Genomic DNA, 15,853 nt, shown 5'->3' with positions numbered 1-15,853 from the left:
ATATGGTATTCATTTGTTAGGGAAAACGCAAAAAGACCCCTACGCGAGATTTTCGCAAGGGGTCTTCTGCTTGTTCAGGAGGCTCTGGCCTGCCTAAGCCTATAACTAAGCTCTACTCAGCCCAAATCTCCGAGTTCAATCTGTACGATTCCCCGTTCATCCCGGACCTCGGCGATCCCGCCGATCAGATGCATCAGGCTGCCGAACTCCAGCTCATTGAACTTGCGAGCCGCAGTATCCCGCTGCAGTGCCCACAGACAGTCCGCCAGTTCGCAGACCACCGGCACATCGCAGCGGATTTCCGCCAGCTCCCGCGAGAGATGCAGCATATCGAGGTCAGCCTCGATTTTGGCCCGCACGCCTTTGGGCAGCAGATGCAGGTTCTCAATGACACCTTCCACAGTGCCGTATTCGGTCAGCAGCTTGGTGGCTGTTTTCTCACCTATGCCCTTCACACCGGGATAATTGTCGCTGGTGTCGCCCATGAAGCCCTTCAGGTCAATCACCTGTGCAGGGGTGAGGCCACGCTCAGCAAGAAGTTCCGCCGGATCATACACTTTATAGTTGGAGCGGCCTTTTTTCATAATCACGACCTTGACGCTGTCATTCACCAGCTGTAGCATGTCGTGGTCACCTGTGAGAATATAGACCTCCGACTCCCCGCTGTAGCACGAAGCCAGTGTACCGATGCAGTCATCAGCCTCATAACCAACCAGACCGATATTCGGCACGCCCAGCTCGGCCACTACCTCTTTCACGAGGTCAAACTGCGGAATCAGCTCCAGCGGCGCGTCAATCCGGTTCGATTTGTAGCCGTCATACTTCTCCGTACGGAAGGTACCTTTGCCCATATCCCAGCAGCACACCACATGTGAAGGCTCAAACGTACTCACCGCGTCGAAAAAATACTGCAAAAATCCATACACCGCATTCGTCGGAAGCCCGGCGCTGGTCTTGCGGATATATCCTCCATAAGAGGTAGCATAAAAAGCCCGGAACAGCAGAGCCATTCCATCAACGATCATTACCCGGCCCTTAGTGTCTGTTACTGTGCTCATGTGTAACCTCTCCTTGTATTCTGTAATTTAGGTATTGCTCCAGGCCTCAGCGTACTGCTCATCTTTGTAGCCGACTGTAACCTTCCTGCCGTCAGTGACAACCGGACGCTTGATCAGCATCCCGTGGCTGGCGAGCAGCTCAAGCTGCTTATCTTCACTGAGACCGGCCAGCTTGTCCTTCAGATTAAGTTCCTTGTAGACCTCACCGCTCGTATTAAAAAACTTCTTCAGCGGCAGTCCGCTGTTCTTCAGCAGGACACGCAGCTCCTCCACTGTGGGCGGCTGCTCGGCAATATGCTGCAAGTCCAGCTCATGCCCCTGCTCCTTCAGCCATTTCACTGCGGCGCGGCAGGTGCTGCATTTCGGATATTGATACACCTTCAATTGACTCATGTGGTTCTCCTTTTATTATAAGCGCAGCGGAAGTGTTGCAGTGCGCTGATTATTAGGGCTGCCGGCGAAGCCACGTTCGCGGGCCGGATGGGCCGAAACATTGGTGCACCTGCGTTGCTACGTTTAACCACCACTCTAGCCGCCTATTCCGTTAGAGGCATCTGGGCTATGTGCTGAGTGATCGGAATTAAATGGAAATTGTACATTTAGTTAGCATAAATTCGTAGCTTAATAGGAATTAGTTGGATTTTAAACACTTAATTTGAGCGCATTTGATACTTTCCGGCCAAACCTCTGAAATTAGTTGTACTTTTTCCACTTGTTGGATTTAGAGTGGAGAAACAGCTAAAAATAAGTGCAGTCTCGCACTTATTTCACAATCTCAGCTGGCTCCTGGCTGTACCCACCAGCGGAATTCTAAGCGGACCCTCTATCTAACGGCTGCCAGCTGAGACCGTTATTCCCTGGCTGCAATCTCACGCAGCTTCGCCTGCAGCAGCGCCATATCCGGCGGCAGCGGAGCTTCGAAGACCAGATCAGCATGCGTGACCGGATGCCGGAAGGACAGCCGCACCGCATGCAGCGCCTGGCGCGGAATCGACGCGTCCAGCTCCGCGATCTCCGCCAGCTGCGCCGCTTCCTCCGGCGTCAGCTGCCCGCCTCCGGCAGGCGTCAGCCCTGCCGCTTGCTGCCCGCCGCCCGGTTGCGTCGGCTCTGCCCCGCGCTGCCCGCCATCCGGCAGCGCCCCCGCCTCCGGCGCCAGAGCACCCCCAGGCGCCGGGCTTGCCCCAGGCTGCCCATACAAAGGGTGACGGTACATGCCGTCACCGATCAGCGGGCAGCCAATAGAGCTCATATGCACCCGGATCTGATGGGTGCGCCCGCTCTCCAGCTTCAGCTCTACGAGTGAAGCTGCACTTCCATAGACCTCCTTGACCTCGTACCGGGTCAAAGAGGGATAACCGTCCGGCGTCACGATCCGCCGGTGCGGCTCCAGCGGGTCGCGGTCGATCGGACCGTCGATGTCGCCGCTAGGCACAGCGGGAACACCGTGCACAAAAGCAGCATACCGCTTGTCCACCGTCCCGGCGATCATCTGCTCGGAGATATGCTGGTGGCTGTACGGGTTCTTGGCAATGACCAGCACACCGGAGGTCTCCTGGTCCAGCCGGTGGACCGGACGGAAGCGGACCCGCTCCCCTTTCTCTGCCCAGTAATGAACCACTCCGTTGGCGAGTGTCTCTGTATAATGGCCATGGGTCGGATGGACAATGATCCCCGCGGCTTTGTTCACGACTAGCAGATGCCCGTCTTCATATAGAATCTCAAAAGGAATCGGCTGCGGCAGGATATCCTCTGACGTTTCTTCCTCCATCCGGATCTCTACCCGGTCTCCGCTGCTTACCTTGACACTAATATACACACGCTCTCCGTTCAGCGTAATCCCTAGGTCTGTCATTTTCAGACGGGACAACAGCTTACGGGAGACATCCATCCGCTTCTGCAGGATGGTTTTGAGCAGCCAGCCGTCTTCATCCGGCGGCACCATATAAGTAATCGGCGGATAGTAGCTGGTCATTTGTTCCGGAACACCTTTTTGCTGCGCACATACTCTACCTCAGCAACCTCCTGGCGTGTATTGGCAGCACGGGCCAGCGCGAAGAAATAATCAGAGAGTCTGTTCAGATAGACAACAGCCTCCGGGTTAATGTCCGCACTCCGTCCCAGGGTCACAGCCCGGCGCTCCGCGCGGCGGCAGACAGTCCGGCAGACATGCAGCACCGAGGACAGCTGGCTTCCGCCGGGCAGAATGAAGCGCTCCAGCACCGGATTCTCCGCCTGCAGCACATCGATCCAGCCTTCCAGACGGACGGCCATCTCGCTTTTCACCTTATATTTGTTCTCGCTCAGCTTCACGAACGCCAGGTCCGAACCGCAGTCAAACAGCTCATGCTGAATCTCCAGCAGCTGCTCCCGGACATCCGCGAACCGCTCATCTTCCATCAGACTCCGTGCCTGACCCACGAAACAGTTCAGCTCGTCTATGGTGCCATAAGCCTCGACGCGGACATCGTCCTTGCCCACACGGCCGCCGATGACTGAGGTTTCCCCTTTATCCCCCGTACGCGTATAGATCGCCATCGAATTCCCCTCCTAAGTTGCAAATCACATAGTAATAGTGTAATCGTTCTTATGTATGTAGGCAAACAAAGATCATCATTTCTGACATGTAAATAACTCCCTAATGAGCATATGGAATCCCGATCCCCCCGCCTACGGCTTCCGAAAAGTAATGCAGTACATCAGGCCTTTGCATACCTCCTTATATTCGATCTCCAGCATATCCTGCGGAATGAGTCCAAGCACCCCCGGCAACTCCTCCCCCTGCTGAAAATACCCCTTAACCACCGGCACCTTCCCGTACGTCCCCTTAACCAGCTTCTCTGTCTCATCGGCAATCATCAGTCTGGTGCCCGGCTTTGCCACCCGGATCATCTCCAGCACCGCAGCTCCCGGATCACTGAAATAATTAATTCCGCCGACATGGTAGACACAATCGAAGACGTTGTCCCGGAAAGGCAGCTTCTCCGCCTGTCCCTGGAACAAATGGGCCTGCAGCTTCCAGCGCCGCAGATTGCGTACCGCCTGCTTCAGCATCCCGCTGGAGATATCCAGCCCATACAGCTCTGTATGTGCACCCAGATAGGGGAAATTATCACCGCTGCCCACCGAAGTCTCCAGAACTAGGTCACCTTCCCGAAGTTCCAGCGAAGACAGAAACTGCTCTCTGTACCGGCGTTCCCCGCCGAATTTCAGAACGAAATAGGCTTTGTTGGACAGCCGGTAGAAACGCGCTATCCGGTTGTACAGCTCAAGGTACTTTTTGTTGCTGCCCTCGGCATCCGCTTCTCCCAAAAAAGCGAGAAAGCCCTGCTTCAACGGATACTTACGCCCGCTCTCCGGATTAACTGCTCCCGTTCCTTCGAGCTTCAGCTCATCATACGTAAAGGGGTCCCGCAGTATATCGGCTTGTAACATAAATATCATCCTCTTTTTCCGGTACGCTGCAGAAGAGCCCGTACCTTTAGAATCATCGTGAGTATTCATTATATGCCTGCGGCAGGGGTCCGCCATCAGGCCCCGGGTCCACCTCCTCCTCCGCCCCGGGACGTACAAGCATTACAGCAGCCTGAATCCCAGGCAAGGTTCCCCGGCTTCAATCGTCCGCCTCATTCGGGCAAGATATACCTTCTGCCCTTCCGTAAGCGTACCCGGATCTGAGTGCACCATATGATAGGTATAAGAATAGAGATTCCGATAATCTATAAAGTAGCCGATCTGAGCCGTGAATCCGGTATCGGCGTTCCCCCTGCGGTAGCCTTTCATAAAAGCGTGATAGAATGCCAGCACAGCGTCCTTCTTGCCCGCATCTTCCGGCACAGTCTGGGCCATATGATAGACTGCAATGGCAATATCATACGCAAACCAGTGGTATTCCGCATCCCCGAAATCTATCACTGTCAGCGTGCCGTCATGCAGCAGGAAGTTATGCGGATGAAGATCGCCATGAATTAGGCCGAATTCATTCCCGGAGGTGCCAAGGCGGCTGAATTCTTCCTGGTATACCTTCCACTTTTGCGTCAAAAGAGGGTCTGTTTCAATCCTCTCCGCCAGCAGAATTATATTCTCCTGCCAATGTGGACGCGGATGGACTGCCTGGTAGCTCCGGGCACAGGAATGCAGTCTTCCCATCGCCTCTCCCCAGTGCTCGAATACCAGCGGATTCCAGACCGTCTTATCTTCCCGATTCACATATGTACCTTTAACCTTATGGAACAGAATATAATAAAAAGGCTCTGACACCGGGCAAATATATTTCCCGGACTCCAGGCACAACGGTCGGATCGCACTCACTTCACTCTCCTGCAGGTAGTTCAGCCATTCCATCTCCGACAAGGTGTGTTCCCTGGGGACCACGGTGTGATCCAGTATTTTGACGACTATATTCTCCGCTCATCCCCGTTCAAGCTCAAATACATTGTCATTATACCCTCCAAGCAGCTTGACCGCTTCAGGAGGACAGCCGAGCTCTGTGAACACCTGCTGCCGGATACTCTCTGGAATCATCGCACTCCCCCCTGTCCCTGCAAAAATTCTATCAGCTCCCGGTTAACCCGCTCCGGCTGTTCCATATTGATGCCATGGCCTGAGCCCCCAATCACCTTATAGCGGAAATCCCCGTCCTGAAGTATGCCGATAAAATCCTTCTTATGCTGCAGCTTGTAATCCCCGATCAGGAAATACAGCTTATCCCTGACTATAGCCGCGCGGGCCTTGTCATAGAGCTCAATTCTCTGGACAAACATCGCCTGCTGGTTATGATTCTTCATGAGCAGCACCACATGCTCGGCCAGTTTAGGATGTTTTTCCGCAAGTCGTGATTCCGGCGAACTGAGCTTATTAAATACCTTAAGCAGATTTTTGCGCGTAGGTACCATTATTTCCGGGAACATCATCAGCAGCGTCTGAATCATGCTTTTTAACGGGGCCGTGACCATTCCTCCTTCCATACAGACCGCCTTCAGCACCCTTCCCGGCTCGTTAACCGCATAATTGAAGGCCATGTACGCTCCATTCGACACACCCGCTGCATAGAATTGCTCCAGCTTCAATCCATCAGCGATGCTGTTAATCCAATCCACCTGATTGAAATTCTGCTTATTGAACCTGTCACCCGGCACGCTCTTCCCCGGCCCTCCCAGCGTATCCACCGCAATGCAGCAGAAATGCCGTGACAGCTCCTTCATGTTCAGCAGCCACATCACTGCCGAATTATCGCCTACCCCATGGAACAGGAGCAAGGGCGGTAAGCCGGCCTCTCCCGCTGTTATGCAGTGTGTTGTCCCGTACGGAGTCTCGATATCCAGCTCCCTAACCTCCGTCCCCCAGTCCCCGAGCAGCTCATTATAGGAACGGAGAACCCGTTCTTTGCCGGCATCGCTTTTAAATACCTTGACCATGGCTGATTCCACCTTTTCGGATATAGAATGGGCTAACGATCTTTTTTCATGAAGCGCAGTACCAGTTCAGCCGATGGAAAAGGAGCAGCAGCTGTGGTCTGTACCCTTGCTATGCCAAGCCCTTGTATGAATGAAAAATACGCGATGGCGATTTCCACCGGATCTCCCGGAACAATCTCCCCTGCCTCCTGCCCGGCAATGATCAGGGGAACGAGATGCTCGAACGGCTTATGAATCTTCTCCTTCGCAACAAGCTTAGCCTCCTCCGGAATTGCTTCCGAGGTTGCCGTCTGCAGCAGAATGAGCCGGAAGTGCTGCAAGGCAATACTGTCCGGTGACAGGAAGGCCTCCGTCAGCCAGGTGATCCGCTCCATCGGGCTTCCCTCCAGCTCTGCTGCATATTGCACCGACATCCCGGCTCCGTCCGAAGCCAGCTCAACAATCCTGGTGAAGATGTCGTCCTTGGATTTGAAATACATATAGACATACCCCTGGCTGAAGCCTGCACTGGCGGCGATATCCTTGATTTTGGTCCCGGCATAGCCTTTCTTGGAGAATACCTCGACAGCATGATAAATGATCTGCCGGATCGCCTTGTCCGGAGCCAATTGCTCAAAGCCCTCAATGAATTTACGTTCCAGTAATTTGCCGTTGTCGCTCATGCTGTTATCACTCTTGCTGTTATCACTCACGATTCCCATCTCCCTCAAAATGAATGACTGTTCATTCATTTTACTGCGAAAGGATATTTATGTAAATCGAAAGAGGGGTGACTCTTTGCCACGGGCAAATGATAAGTACCCGTTTATCATTATATTCTTATATCATTCTTCGATTCAGTACAACTCATGCTAACAGGTAAATTAATCTGGTGCTTATGCGGCTTATGAAGCCTGTGCAACATATGCAGATTTTAAAGCTACCTCCCAATACTTTCCTAAGAATACTTCCGGGGCAGTCCCCTGCGAAATTGCTCACCAGAGCTTCTCCTTTCCTCATTTTGCGTGCAACCTGTGAAGCGCTTCCGGCCGATTCAGGGGCACTTTTGCCCCTCATTTCCTCCTGCCGCCCGCTTCCGGCGGATTCAGGGGCACTTCTGCCCCTCATTTCCTCCTGCCGCCCGCTTCCGGCGGATTCAGGGGCACTTCTGCCCCTCATTCCCTCCTGCCGCCCGCTTCCGGCCGATTCAGGGGCACTTCTGCCCCTCATTTCCTCCTGCCGCCCGCTTCCGGCGGATTCAGGGGCACTTCTACCCCTCATTTCCTCCTGCCGCCCGCTTCCGGCCGATTCAGGGGCGCTTTTGCCCCTTATTTCCGCATCCCACCTGGCGTTCGGCGTATTCAAAGGGATTTATCCCTTTGATTCACCCTACCGCCCACTTTCAACGGAGTCAGCGGGATTCCTGATACAAGAATAGTTCCGTCCTTCAGACGGTCAGCTCCCAGTTACAAAAAGACTTATCCACAACTGACGAAAATCATACTCACCTCTAATCATAATCACCTCTAGATGGTGCAACTGTGAGGCAGACTAAAAAACGGACATCTCCCTAAGGGAAATGTCCGTTTCAATATAAATCAGCCGGTTAATTGTTCTTACGGTGGCGGCCTCTCATATACTCATTAATCTTCAGGTCCAGTAAGCTGCTGATGGCAATGACATTATCCGAGGTAAAGGAATTCTCCTGTAAAAAGAGCTGTTCCATTCTGCTGCGGAGTACCTGTATTTCATTTTCCAGCGAGAGTCTGCGTGCATGTGCATCACCCCTGGGAGGATGTTTCCCGCTTCCGGAACTACATTCCCCGCCATAGGAAGGTAAGTAATAATCTGCGCTCAGCACAATCATCCCTCCTAATGTATTATTGCGCGATATCCGAGTACTGATTCTGAATGCCTTCCTACTCGCACCCTGCGCCCTATCCAGAATAAGAGCTCCATGTAAGTGTATTACAGGTGTTTCCTGTCCTTAGAGTAAAATAATACCATATAGAAAGGTGATCGGCTATAGTTCAATTTACTTCATTACCCTTACATTACTCTCCCCGTTCACGGGCCAGTTGTGAGACAAATGCCCCAATTCGTTCTACCGCTTCGTTCAGCTGGGATACCGAGGTTGCATAAGAGCAGCGGAGGTACCCTTCACCGCCCAGACCGAATACACTGCCCGGAACTGCAGCCACCTTATATTCCAGAAGCAGGCGCTGGGCGAATTGATCGGAGGTCAGTCCGGTGTGCTGAATACTCGGGAAAGCATAGAACGCGCCTTGCGGCTCATGGCAGTCCAGCCCGGCATCACGCAACCCTTTGACGATCAGCCGGCGCCGCTGATTATAGGAATCCGCCATCCGGTCTTTCTCTTCCATTCCGTTGGTCAATGCCTCCAGAGCAGCCACCTGGCCCATCGAAGGCGCACACATGACTGTGTACTGGTGAATCTTCAGCATCGCGGAGATCAGATCCGGGTGACCGCAGGCATACCCCATCCGCCAGCCGGTCATGGCGAAGGCTTTGGAGAAGCCGCTGACCAGGATGGTGCGGTCAATCATACCCGGAAGGGAGGCAAAGCTTACATGATTGCTTCCATAGGTCAATTCAGCATAAATTTCATCGGAAATTACTATGAGATCATGTTTCTCTACCACTTTGGCAATCGGTTCCCAATCCTCACGGCTCATAATCGCACCCGTCGGATTGCTCGGATAGCAGAGAATGAGAATCTTGGAGCGCGGGGTGATCTTGGCTTCCAGATCAGCCGCCGTAAGCTTGAAGTTATTCTCTCCGAAGGTCTCAATACCGACCGGAATCCCGCCGCCAATTGCTGTTATCGGTGAATAAGAGATATAGCAAGGCTCGGGAATCAGAATCTCGTCTCCCGGTGAGATCAAGGCCCGGAGGGCCAGATCTATTGCTTCACTGCCGCCGACGGTGGCGATAATCTGGTTCGCAGGATCATATTGCACCGCGAAGCGGGTCTGCAGATATTCGGCAATGCCATCGCGTAGCTCCGGCATGCCTGCATTGGAGGTATAACCGGTGAAGCCGCGCTCCAGCGAGTATACGCAAGCTTCCCTCACATGCCAGGGAGTTTTGAAATCCGGCTCCCCGACACCCAGTGAAATAATATCCTTGCTGCCTGCCGCCAGATCAAAAAACTTGCGGATGCCCGAGGGCTGTATCTGCTGGACCAGCGGGGCCAAATAGGAATTCATCGACTTCGTAATCATGGCATTACATCCTTCACGGAGATATCATCAGACGGTTGTCTTCTTCATGCTCTTCAAAGATGATACCGTCCTGTTTGTATTTTTTGAGCGTAAAATTAGTTTTGGTAGAGAGTACCGCATCAATCGGCGACAGCTTCTCGGAGACGAAATTGGCGACCTCCCGCAGATTGCGGCCTTCCACTTCGACCAGCAAATCGTATGCGCCGGACATCAGATAGACGGATTTGACCTGCGGATACAGATAGATCCGCTCGGCGATTCCTTCGAACCCGCGGCCCCGTTCCGGTGTGATCTGAACCTCGATCAGTGCAGTTACCCGTTCATCGTCCACCTTATCCCAATTGACCACAGTAGCATATTTCACAATGACATGATCCTGTTCCATTTGTGCAATTACGGTCTTGACATCTTCTTCTTCCGCACCAAGCAAGGTTGCCATTAAAGCCGTTGAGCTTCGCGCGTCCTCCTTGAGCAGTTCCAGCACTTTCCTCTTCAAATCATTCATTTCCTTCATGCCTTCCCTCCGGATAGTTCGCCAGTCCGGTACCCCTGCTTCAGGGCAGAGCGCCTGCGAAAAGAGTTTAGTATTAATATGACACGAAAATGACAGTTCTGCAAACAAAATAACCCCGCCGGGGCGGGGTTACAATGGATCTTTTTATTTGTGTTTCTCCACACCAGCGGACGGGGAGTCCTATGCTTCATCCGCCCCGCGTGAGGGTTACATATAGTAAGAACCATTATTATGCTGCTGCACATTAGCCTGGTGCACAGGAACATTGGAGGCCTGGTTATAGGCACCGGCTCCACCTGTCTTCTCACGCACGAACTGCTGGCATTTCTGCTGTGTCTGCTGGGCGCTCTGAATCTGCTTGTCGATATCCTGACGCAGCGCTTTCCCCGGAGGGGTATACATGTTGAGCTGCGACATTTGCATATACAGCTCACCCTGAAGTCTGAGCGTATCCATCGTTAAATCGTTGAACACGCGGCGTACCGTCTGACAATTCGACTCTGTGGCTGCTGTTGTATATTCACGGACTGTCCGCTTCAAATCAGCCAGAACTGTGTTCAGTAAATCTTCATCCGCCATGAATGGCGTTCCGTTTTGTGCGTACACAGTAAAACCTCCCTAAAGTTTGTGAGCCTATGCTTCTTGAGTGATCTTCGTACAAACTCACTCCGAAAGCATACGCTAAGTTTGTGTGTAATAATTTCGTGAGCTACTGCTTCCTGCAGTCCGCAGTATTTATTGCGGCTGCGTCGGCGCATATTGCTGATGCTGATGCAGCAGCTGTACAAGCATGTCCATATGGTGTGTGTGGCTTTGAATCTGCTGTACACAGATTCCTTGCACCGTGGAGTTTTGAGTGGTTCCGGCTGTAGCGGCCAGCTGCTTAATCAGCAAATCCTCGTTGGAAATGGAATCAGCGATATATTCCAGTTCTTTTCCGCTTAGTGCCTGCATTTGGTTCGATTGCATGTTCGGTAATCCCTCCTTCTGGATGTTCAAGCGTTCCTTAGTATGCCGCAGAGCGGAATTCTTTATGTGCCAAAAAGCGCAAAGGTGCCTTCAGCAAAATTGATTCATCACCGTTATACCAGCGCATGAGCGGCTGAACATTTGCAAATAATACCCTATCGTTATCATACAAAGGAGCGACCAAACCATGAAACTCAACAGCGGGCAACTGCCCTGGGAGAATACTCTGCCTCATCCGCCGGTTTATCCGGTACTTGAAGGAGATATCACCTGCGACTGTCTCATTATAGGCGGCGGTATGGGCGGGGCGATAATGTCCTACCGCATGTCCCTCAGCGGAGCAGATACAGTCCTCATCGACAAAAGAGCGGTAGGCAGCGGAAGCTCCCACGCCAATACGGGACTGCTGCAAATCGCGAATGACAAATCGCTGACCGCCTGCATGAATACCTTCGGGGAAGAGAACGGCGTGCTGTTCTACAAGCTGTGCCAGCAGGGCGTCCGCTCCATTCTTGAATTGCCGGGCAAGCTGGACATCGATCCGCAGATCATCGCCCGCAGCAGTCTGCTGTATGCCAGCGTTCCTGAAGATGTACCCGCTCTGCGGCTGGAGCATGAGAACCTGACACGGCACGGATTTGATTCAGAGTTCTGGGATGAAGAAACCATCCGCTCGCATTATTCCTTCTCCAAACCGGCTGCGCTCTTCTCCAGGGGAGATGCCGAGACTAATCCGCTGCGAACCGTGCACAGTCTGATTGACAAAGCGCATTCCGGCGGAGTCCGCGTCTACGAGCATACCCAAGCCCTTAATTATGAATATAGTGCTGACGGCGTAGTCTGCCACACGGAGAATGGCCGGATCATTGCGAAGAATGTTGTGTTTGCCATGGGGTATGAAACCCAGGATATGAAAAAGGACCGGGGTGCGGAGCTGATCAATACCTACGCTATTATGACCAAGCCTGTTCTGAACTTTCCAAAGTGGTATGAACATAGTCTGCTCTGGGAAACCGCGCGGCCCTATTTGTACTTCCGGACCACTCCGGACGGCCGGATCATTGCCGGAGGCAAGGATGAGCAGCTCACCAGTCCGGAGCGCCGCGATGTTCGTGTGCTCTCCCAGAGCCAGCGACTGCTGGAGGAGCTTGTCGCCCTGTTCCCGGAGCTTCAGGGAATAGAAGCCGAATATTCCTGGGGAGCGGTCTTCGGCTCCACCCGTGACGGATTGCCTTATATAGGGCCGCATCCGGAGTACCCGCACTGCTATTTCATTGAAGGCTACGGGGGCAATGGAACCGTCTACAGCATGATCGCGGCCGAACTTCTCTCAGATACCCTTGCCGGCAAGGTACGCCCCGAGCTGGAGCTGTTTTCACTAACCCGTACAGCGAAGCCTACGCCGTCCCCGGCAATCCAGGCGTAACCAGCATAGAGCATAGCTAAGGGAGCCTTGCTGCTTCCGGCGGGAGCAGCAAAAGGCACATGCAAAAAGGGATGTCCGCGAGCCTGATGGCTGCGGAGCATCCCTTTTTATGATAAACCCGATAATATGGAATAATAGCTTATTGCGCTTTTACAAATTCAGCAGATTTGATCCCTGCCTGGCGTCCGAAAATAATGATCTCGGCTACAGAGTTCCCGCCGATCCGGTTCTGGCCGTGTAATCCGCCGACTACCTCGCCTGCTGCAAAAAGTCCAGTGATCGCTTTGCCGTCTTTGTTCAAGACCTCTGTATTGGTGTTAATCACCACACCGCCCATGGTGTAGTGAATTCCCGGGCCGATTTGAATCGCATAGTACGGTGCGCCGGATAGATCATTGTCCATACCTGTAGTTCTGCCGAATTCCGCATCCGACTTATTCTTCACTGCGCTGTTCCAGGTATCTATGGTCGTTTTCAGCTGATCTGCCGGAACATTCATTTGTTCTGCCAGCGCCCGGGTGGTATCCGCTGTTTTGACAACACCCATCTTGATGTACTGGTCCACCGCTTTGACACGGGACTTCACACCGGAATCAAATACCAGATAAGCGGATTTCTCTGGAAGCTTATTGATGGAAGCCGTCACTTTATCGCGGGTATCCATTTCATTACCGAAACGTTTGCCGGTGCTTGAGACAAGGATTGCGCCTTCGCCCCGCACAGCTTCACCGATCAGGTAGGATTTCTCCTGCTGTACTGTCGGGTGAACCTGGATCTGATCCATATCCACCGTTGTGCCGCCAACCTTCTCAATCATCTTGATGCCGTCGCCGGTGCTGCCGATCTGATTCGTGGTTACTAATCCTTCCAGATCAGGTCTAACCTCGGAGATCAATTCCTTGTTCGCACCGAAACCGCCGGTTGTAACAATAACTGCTGCTCCAGTAATCAATTTCTCATCGGCCTGGTTAAACAGCACCTTGACGCCGTTCACCTTGCCATCTTGCACTGTAAGTTCCTTCACGTCCGCATTAACGAACAATGGAATCCCTTGCTCTTGTACATTTCTTACGAGTCCTGCAACCAGATATTGACCGACTGCTGAACCGTCTTCGGGACGGTGGGTACGCTTCTCTTTCATTCCGCCGGTAATCGTAATATTGTTCAAACGGATTCCAATTGAATCCAGCCAGTCAATGGCACTTGCGGAATTATCCACGAAGAAACGGAGCAATTCCTTGTTATTCGTGTCGTGACCGCCTTTTAGCGTCTCTTCATAGAACAGATCATTGGTGTCCTCGATGCCCTGCTCCTTCTGGAACTTCGTATGCGAAGCGTTCATACCCGAAGAGGATTTGGTAGTATTACCGCCGGCAACCGGCATTTTCTCGAGAATAACCGGGTTCATGCCGTTAGCCTTGGCTTCCAGCGCTGCCGACATTCCGGCACCGCCTGCGCCGACAATGATGATATCATATTTATCTTTTAACTGATCGTACGGTGTATAGCTCGCTTCGGATGCTCCCGATACGGCTTCGGCTGTCTCTTTAGGTGCAGTGGTTGCTGCAGGCTCTGTGGTTGCGCTATTCTTACCCTTGCTCTCATTGACACTGCCGTTAGCATTGTTGTTACCGCAGCCTGCGATAACCAGCATAACGGAAAGAACGAGTATAAGAGTCGCTGCATATCTCTTTTTCATAGTAACGCTTGCCCCCTTGTGCATATTTTCACAATTATCATATCCGCAAAAGGGCTGTCCTTGGAAGCTTACGTAATTAAAGAAATCATTAAGTAATTAAAGTAAGTGAATTTGCGTGCGGATGTTTATAGTTTTATAATTGGGACTTACACAATCGTATGACTGGGAGGAACTGAACCATGGACAAAAGCAAAAAATATATGCTTGCCGGCGCCATCCTGACCGCAGCTGGTGTTTCTCTAATGACCTATACAGCAAACCGTTACACTTCCTTCAAAAAAGTGGTGGCCAGAACCATCCGGCTGGAGGATATCGCCTCCCTTGAAATCACCCGTCTGTCCTCTGTTCCCGGTGAACAGAAGGATATTGTGGTTACGGAGCCGGAGGCCATCAAACAAATATGTGATGATTTCGCCGACGTCCGGTTAATGAAATCAGCGCGGAATGTAAGCACAGACAACAAATACAGCTATTATATTACCATCGTACAGGCTGACCGGAAGCAGCGGTTTGATATCATTCTCAAGGGCAGGCAGCATATGATTATTTACGATAATGATATGAACAATCCGCATTTAAAAGCTTATAAAATTATGGGTTCCTTCCATCCGCAGGCATTGAATCTGGCTTTTGCTTAAAACCGCAAGACGTAGCGTAAATCATCCCCGGAAGCATAGAAGACATTACCTATGAAGTCATGGCCGGAGGAGTCCGGACATGACTTCATAGTATTTTAGGGCCGCTTTAAGCCAGATAGCCAATCTCCGCTTCATCTCTTGAAGGCGCTTCGCCGGCAAGCTGCTTCAGCAGCTTCTTCATCATGACCGAAGCCTTCACCTTGGTATGGAGACACGGTGAAAGCTCCATCTCATAGTCCCCCTGCTTAATAGCCTCCTTCAATTCCTCAACTGTAGAGCAGGATACATGTAGCCGGTTCATTACGCTGCCATACTGCAGGCATTGATGACTGTCACTGCCGGCAACCACAGGAACGCCAAGCTTCTCTGCAAATGGCGTAATCAGGTTCTTGTAGGCTTCAGCCCCCTGCACGTAAATGTCTTTAGCATTGAAATCAAACGCATCCAGCCGCTTAAGCAGCTGAGGGTCCAATTGATGAAGTGGAGTAGAGGTGCGGAACGGATGGGCCCCTATTTTCCACAGATTGAATTCATCCGCCAGATCCAGCAGTCTTTTGAAAGGAATAAAGCTACACTGAGCAGTGTAATCTTCCAGCAAAGAACGGACAGCAAGAACATTCTCCTTAAGCCCGATCAGCAGGATGTGGCCTGTCTCGGCAATATCCACTTCCATTCCCGGAAACAGCTTCAGCCCGTCCACATCATAGTAATGTCCGTTATAGGGATACATCTGATCCAGTGCCTCGTACATTGCGAAGAAATTAGAAGTATTAAAATGCTCTGTCAAAGCGGCTGCCTGCAGTCCGTTCACTTTAGCTTCCGACATCATTTCTGCGAAATACGCCGGGGAAAATGCTGATTTCTTGGACAATTTGCCGTGTGTGTGCAGATCAATATTCATATAGGTTAGG

At 52.1% G+C, this 15,853-nt stretch carries 17 protein-coding genes; 2 read left to right on the top strand and 15 right to left on the bottom strand.

The genetic code is table 11. The annotated features are described in order from the left end of the window. Nucleotides 1-116: 116 nt before the first annotated feature. The 13 genes from R50912_RS09170 to R50912_RS09105 form a co-directional block, all read right to left on the bottom strand. Complete coding sequence (locus R50912_RS09170) at nt 117-1,058, bottom strand: 5'-3' exonuclease (RefSeq protein ID WP_042234167.1); 942 nt, start codon at nt 1,056-1,058, stop codon at nt 117-119. 27 nt (nt 1,059-1,085) lie between these two features. Then, the gene (locus R50912_RS09165; RefSeq protein ID WP_042234164.1) at nt 1,086-1,451 is read right to left on the bottom strand and encodes an arsenate reductase family protein; all 366 of its coding nucleotides are present in this window, start codon (nt 1,449-1,451) and stop codon (nt 1,086-1,088) included. 457 nt (nt 1,452-1,908) lie between these two features. Then, a complete protein-coding gene (locus tag R50912_RS09160) occupies nt 1,909-3,030 on the bottom strand; it encodes an RluA family pseudouridine synthase (RefSeq protein WP_042234162.1) in 1,122 nt (373 codons plus the stop codon). Beyond that, nucleotides 3,027-3,593: a cob(I)yrinic acid a,c-diamide adenosyltransferase gene (locus tag R50912_RS09155; protein ID WP_042234159.1), complete on the bottom strand. Its 567-nt coding sequence runs from the start codon at nt 3,591-3,593 to the stop codon at nt 3,027-3,029. Before R50912_RS09155 ends, R50912_RS09160 begins: the two co-directional genes overlap by 4 nt. A gap of 132 nt (nt 3,594-3,725) precedes the next feature. Continuing rightward, nucleotides 3,726-4,490: a class I SAM-dependent methyltransferase gene (locus R50912_RS09150; protein ID WP_052416149.1), complete on the bottom strand. Its 765-nt coding sequence runs from the start codon at nt 4,488-4,490 to the stop codon at nt 3,726-3,728. Between the two features lie 141 nt (nt 4,491-4,631). Further along, nucleotides 4,632-5,441, bottom strand: coding sequence for a phosphotransferase enzyme family protein (locus R50912_RS33205; protein WP_331281928.1), 810 nt, complete (start codon nt 5,439-5,441; stop codon nt 4,632-4,634). Nucleotides 5,442-5,575: 134 nt separating this feature from the next. Beyond that, a complete protein-coding gene (locus R50912_RS09140) occupies nt 5,576-6,472 on the bottom strand; it encodes an alpha/beta fold hydrolase (protein WP_042234154.1) in 897 nt (298 codons plus the stop codon). A 32-nt stretch (nt 6,473-6,504) separates the two neighbouring features. Then, nucleotides 6,505-7,164: a TetR/AcrR family transcriptional regulator gene (locus R50912_RS09135; RefSeq protein ID WP_052416145.1), complete on the bottom strand. Its 660-nt coding sequence runs from the start codon at nt 7,162-7,164 to the stop codon at nt 6,505-6,507. An 893-nt stretch (nt 7,165-8,057) separates the two neighbouring features. Beyond that, a complete protein-coding gene (locus R50912_RS09125; protein WP_231637810.1) occupies nt 8,058-8,312 on the bottom strand; it encodes an aspartyl-phosphate phosphatase Spo0E family protein in 255 nt (84 codons plus the stop codon). Nucleotides 8,313-8,505: 193 nt separating this feature from the next. After that, complete coding sequence (locus R50912_RS09120; protein WP_042234148.1) at nt 8,506-9,696, bottom strand: aminotransferase class I/II-fold pyridoxal phosphate-dependent enzyme; 1,191 nt, start codon at nt 9,694-9,696, stop codon at nt 8,506-8,508. A 13-nt stretch (nt 9,697-9,709) separates the two neighbouring features. Continuing rightward, complete coding sequence (locus tag R50912_RS09115) at nt 9,710-10,210, bottom strand: Lrp/AsnC family transcriptional regulator (protein WP_039308379.1); 501 nt, start codon at nt 10,208-10,210, stop codon at nt 9,710-9,712. Nucleotides 10,211-10,417: 207 nt separating this feature from the next. Beyond that, the gene (locus tag R50912_RS09110; RefSeq protein WP_042234146.1) at nt 10,418-10,816 is read right to left on the bottom strand and encodes a spore coat protein; all 399 of its coding nucleotides are present in this window, start codon (nt 10,814-10,816) and stop codon (nt 10,418-10,420) included. A gap of 129 nt (nt 10,817-10,945) precedes the next feature. Further along, the gene (locus R50912_RS09105; protein WP_039308384.1) at nt 10,946-11,179 is read right to left on the bottom strand and encodes a hypothetical protein; all 234 of its coding nucleotides are present in this window, start codon (nt 11,177-11,179) and stop codon (nt 10,946-10,948) included. A 187-nt stretch (nt 11,180-11,366) separates the two neighbouring features. On the opposite strand from R50912_RS09105, the gene R50912_RS09100 reads away from it, so the two are divergent. Beyond that, nucleotides 11,367-12,605, top strand: a complete 1,239-nt coding sequence (locus R50912_RS09100; RefSeq protein WP_042234144.1) for an NAD(P)/FAD-dependent oxidoreductase — start codon at nt 11,367-11,369, stop codon at nt 12,603-12,605. Nucleotides 12,606-12,744: 139 nt separating this feature from the next. Here the strand turns inward: R50912_RS09100 and R50912_RS09095 are convergent, their stop codons facing one another. Next, nucleotides 12,745-14,304, bottom strand: coding sequence for a flavocytochrome c (locus R50912_RS09095; RefSeq protein WP_042234142.1), 1,560 nt, complete (start codon nt 14,302-14,304; stop codon nt 12,745-12,747). Between the two features lie 179 nt (nt 14,305-14,483). Here R50912_RS09095 and R50912_RS09090 point away from each other — a divergent pair, with 179 nt between their 5' ends. After that, on the top strand, nt 14,484-14,942 hold the full coding sequence (locus R50912_RS09090) for a hypothetical protein (RefSeq protein WP_042135079.1): 459 nt from the start codon (nt 14,484-14,486) through the stop codon (nt 14,940-14,942). Between the two features lie 106 nt (nt 14,943-15,048). On the opposite strand, the gene R50912_RS09085 is transcribed toward R50912_RS09090, so the two are convergent. Next, a complete protein-coding gene (locus R50912_RS09085; protein ID WP_042234140.1) occupies nt 15,049-15,843 on the bottom strand; it encodes a PHP domain-containing protein in 795 nt (264 codons plus the stop codon). Nucleotides 15,844-15,853: the final 10 nt, after the last annotated feature.

The sequence above is a fragment of the Paenibacillus sp. FSL R5-0912 genome (genome assembly GCF_000758605.1).
GTDB lineage: Bacteria > Bacillota > Bacilli > Paenibacillales > Paenibacillaceae > Paenibacillus_AQ.
Note: the sequence above shows the minus strand (reverse complement) of the source record. Positions and strands in the feature narration are given on the sequence as shown.

What these genes read in the sequence shown, in the direction of transcription:
- R50912_RS09170 (WP_042234167.1), bottom strand. Translation starts at nt 1,058, where the DNA reads ATGAGCACAGTAACAGACACTAAGGGCCGGGTAATGATCGTTGATGGA.
- R50912_RS09165 (WP_042234164.1), bottom strand. Translation starts at nt 1,451, where the DNA reads ATGAGTCAATTGAAGGTGTATCAATATCCGAAATGCAGCACCTGCCGC.
- R50912_RS09160 (WP_042234162.1), bottom strand. Translation starts at nt 3,030, where the DNA reads ATGACCAGCTACTATCCGCCGATTACTTATATGGTGCCGCCGGATGAA.
- R50912_RS09155 (WP_042234159.1), bottom strand. Translation starts at nt 3,593, where the DNA reads ATGGCGATCTATACGCGTACGGGGGATAAAGGGGAAACCTCAGTCATC.
- R50912_RS09150 (WP_052416149.1), bottom strand. Translation starts at nt 4,490, where the DNA reads ATGTTACAAGCCGATATACTGCGGGACCCCTTTACGTATGATGAGCTG.
- R50912_RS09140 (WP_042234154.1), bottom strand. Translation starts at nt 6,472, where the DNA reads ATGGTCAAGGTATTTAAAAGCGATGCCGGCAAAGAACGGGTTCTCCGT.
- R50912_RS09120 (WP_042234148.1), bottom strand. Translation starts at nt 9,696, where the DNA reads ATGATTACGAAGTCGATGAATTCCTATTTGGCCCCGCTGGTCCAGCAG.
- R50912_RS09115 (WP_039308379.1), bottom strand. Translation starts at nt 10,210, where the DNA reads ATGAAGGAAATGAATGATTTGAAGAGGAAAGTGCTGGAACTGCTCAAG.
- R50912_RS09105 (WP_039308384.1), bottom strand. Translation starts at nt 11,179, where the DNA reads ATGCAATCGAACCAAATGCAGGCACTAAGCGGAAAAGAACTGGAATAT.
- R50912_RS09100 (WP_042234144.1), top strand. Translation starts at nt 11,367, where the DNA reads ATGAAACTCAACAGCGGGCAACTGCCCTGGGAGAATACTCTGCCTCAT.
- R50912_RS09095 (WP_042234142.1), bottom strand. Translation starts at nt 14,304, where the DNA reads ATGAAAAAGAGATATGCAGCGACTCTTATACTCGTTCTTTCCGTTATG.
- R50912_RS09090 (WP_042135079.1), top strand. Translation starts at nt 14,484, where the DNA reads ATGGACAAAAGCAAAAAATATATGCTTGCCGGCGCCATCCTGACCGCA.
- R50912_RS09085 (WP_042234140.1), bottom strand. Translation starts at nt 15,843, where the DNA reads ATGAATATTGATCTGCACACACACGGCAAATTGTCCAAGAAATCAGCA.